General features: G+C 62.0%; 2 protein-coding genes and 1 pseudogene. 1 reads left to right on the top strand and 2 read right to left on the bottom strand.

The window, feature by feature from the left end; all coding sequences use genetic code 11:
• Positions 1 to 216: 216 nt before the first annotated feature.
• A pseudogene (locus AC0IY0_RS28625) lies at positions 217 to 643 on the bottom strand (hypothetical protein).
• A gap of 298 nt (positions 644 to 941) precedes the next feature.
• Here AC0IY0_RS28625 and AC0IY0_RS28620 point away from each other — a divergent pair.
• The gene (locus AC0IY0_RS28620) at positions 942 to 1,775 is read left to right on the top strand and encodes an outer membrane protein (protein ID WP_147853174.1); all 834 of its coding nucleotides are present in this window, start codon (positions 942 to 944) and stop codon (positions 1,773 to 1,775) included.
• A 660-nt stretch (positions 1,776 to 2,435) separates the two neighbouring features.
• Here the strand turns inward: AC0IY0_RS28620 and AC0IY0_RS28615 are convergent.
• Positions 2,436 to 2,660, bottom strand: a complete 225-nt coding sequence (locus AC0IY0_RS28615; protein WP_147940989.1) for a hypothetical protein — start codon at positions 2,658 to 2,660, stop codon at positions 2,436 to 2,438.
• Positions 2,661 to 3,188 lie beyond the last annotated feature (528 nt).

The following is a 3,188-nucleotide window of genomic DNA, read 5'->3' as shown; positions in this document are numbered from 1 at the left end:
GGAACGATCAGTGAATCAGTCCAACAGCGCCGCGTGAACCCCACCCATGCGATTCAGCGCAGCCCGAAAACGCTCTAAGGGGCTGGGCGTCGCCTAACAGAGATCAGTATAGTCTTCTAAAAGTTCGCTGTGCCTTGCCCAAAATTGAAGAAGCAAGTGCTATTTGTGTGCTGATCGCAATCAATTGTTAGGTATGATCAATCTCAGATTGATATTCTAGGAGTAGGGACCACCGAACAGGTCGCCCACCGCCTTCCGCCGGAACGGTATTCTCCGACAGCGCCTTTGATGCTCCGGCCGGTCGTTGCTCATGTGTCAGCGCTGGCAGAAGGCCGCGAGGTTGGCGTCCGCGCTGTTGGCCGTGTCGTTATCCTGGTGAGCTGCTGCCAGGACGACATGGGTCCGGCGAGTGCGGCCGAGGATATCAGCACCCGACCTGACCCGGATCCGGCGGCCCCATCCATCGCGCCAGCGGCTGGCCTCAGCGTCCCACCGACGCCCATCGCCCAGATCTTTAGACCATCTGTCCGTGCGATCGCCCGCAACTCTCACACCGACCCTGCGCCCGACCGATGCGGATCGCCATCGACAACTCGCGCCAGTCGATCGGGTAAAAAAAGCGGTGCTCGGGCCGGATCAGCATGGCGTGGCATGGAGACTGGACGGAGGTGCCGCCTTCCAATGAGCCTCACCCTCCAAGCCGTGACTTGCGGGCCACAGTTCGCGGAGAGCGACGCTGCATAATGCAACCAAATTGGAGGCCAGTAATTGTGGCGCGCTGTGCTGTACATTGTGAAGTACTTCGTTAGCGCAGCGCTGCTTCATAAACGGTTTACTATGCCGTCTTGCCCCGTCGGCGACAGGTGTGTCCGTAAAACTACAGCTATTTGGCTCATGGGCCGGTAGCCTTACCGTCAGATAGAAATCCCGGACCCAACACGATGACCAAGCTTCTCGCCTCCCTGGCCGCCTTCACCGCCCTGACCGGCGCCGCTGCCGCCGCCGACCTGCCGCGTCGCGCCGCCCCGCCGCCCGTGTTCACCCCGGTGCCGGTGTTCACCTGGACCGGCTTCTACGCGGGTTTCAACGCCGGCTACGCCTTCGACGCCAGCAGCCGCTCGAACAACTCCACCTTCGGCGTCCCGGCCCCGTTCGCCGTTCCCGGCACCACCGCCACCTTCCGCAACCGCAGCCAGGACGGCTTCTCCGGCGGCGCGCAGATCGGCTACAACGTCCAGTTCACCCCGGGTTCGGGCGTGGTCGTCGGCATCGAGGCCGACGCCCAGTACCTCGACTTCGGCCGTAGCCGGAACAACGCCTTCGTGAACGGCGCCGTCGCCCCGGGCTTCTACGTCACCGACCCGCGCGGCCTGTCGAGCCTCGACTACTTCGGCACCGTGCGCGGCCGCCTCGGCTACGCCTTCGACCGCACCCTCGTGTACGGCACCGGCGGCTTCGCCTACGGCTCGGGCAGCGCCGACCGCTCGTTCGGCGGCTACGCCGGCAACGACAGCTTCCGCACCGGCTACGCGGTGGGCGGCGGTGTCGAGTTCGCCCTCCCCACCGAGTCGTTCCTGAACTTCTTCCGCTCCTCGGCCGTGACGTTCAAGATCGAAGGTCTGTACGTCAACCTGGAGCGCGGCAACCGCAACCAGGGCGCCCTGGTCGTCAACGCCGCCAACCTCGTCCCGGTGGCCTACAGCGCCATCGGTCGCCGCGACGACGAGTTCGCCGTCGTCCGCGCCGGCCTGAACTACAAGTTCGGCTCGTACTAGTATCGGATCGCGCTGCTCCCGGCCTCAACGCCGGGAGATGCGGCCGGCGGGCGAGAGGTGTTGGTCCTCCTCCTCGCTCCCCGCCGCGTAAGGTGCCGACAACTCGTTGGCCTCCGGATCCCCAGCCCGATCAATCTGGCCGTGAGGTCGGCAACACCCTGGGAGCACCCGCTCCTGGGGTGTTTTTTCGTGTCGGGATCTAATCCGGTCGCAGGTCATCATGACCTTGTCGCAACTCGCCAGGCTGTCAGGAGACAATCTGTGCCGGGCATTCTGGGCGTGGCGTGACGGTGGATGCCACGGTCCGCTAAAAGGAGATGGCCGAGTTCGAGGTCGAATTGGGTATCTAGGCATGAGCCACTTCAGACCCCTAGCATCTCGCTTGCACGAAGTGCTTGGGTAGGCTCAGTGCATGCGCATAGACACCAGTGCGAAAGCTCAGCCAATCAGTGTGGCGGCTAAAATTATTCGGTTGGTCCAGTTGAAGGTCGTCTCCATCGGATTTGCGGCTGTCGTCGCGCTGAGATCTCGATGTATGCCCAAGCTTTCGGGTCCGACATGTTCTGGATCGCCAGCACTGTAAGAGACAAAACGGTGTCTGTTGACCCCGTCGGCCTGTGTGGGGAGCGGCCCGTTCACAAGTTGATGCAACAAATATTGCTACCGGCTAACGTCAGACGTTCGAGGCGCCATAGGTTCTGACGAGACGAACAAACTCACGAACCAGAACAAGGTCATCGCCGCGATCGCCGCCGCTGTCCCGAACAAGGGACTGACAACCAAGGCGGCGAGCATGCCGTGCTTCAACATCAGGGTCATTGCGATCAGCCAGCCTAGGCTGCCGGCGATAGCCACCCGGATGATGCAGCATTCTGATGCCTGCATCACAGCTTCTCCGAATTTAATTCAATCCAAAGTTGCATTTCGACCTTGGCCTTTCAATGGGCCAGACTGCCGAGCGCGAGCTCTCCTTGCGTGTCCGGGTCGAGATGTGGTCGGGCAGCCAGATAGATGGCTGTTGGCGGTGATCCGCCATCACGCCAACGCGCCGCCCCCAAAAAGACGAGCCAGGACAAGATCACCCCCAAGGCTGCGCGCTCACTGATTCGCTGGTCGGTCCAGGAGATCCGCTGCCTCGCCGTGCGGCTGGCGCAGCGGCGCATCTAGCCCGCCCACGTTGTCGCGTGGTCGCTATGGCGACGCGCGCATAAGGCGGCCACCCGAAACGCCCATTTCAAATGCCGAGCGTCAGCCGACCCGAGACATCGACGCCCTAAGCCCAGCAAAACAGGCTGACGACGAAAAGCCAAAAAATGCAACTGTAATGCTAGTAATTTGAGTTAGAAGTTTTTTGGCAGAAGCGTTTGACGTTGGCGAGGATGGCGTCGGCTGATTTGGTCCAGACGAATGGCT

The sequence above is a fragment of the Methylobacterium sp. AC315 genome, from assembly GCF_979253755.1.
This window is presented reverse-complemented; position numbering and strand designations above follow the sequence as displayed.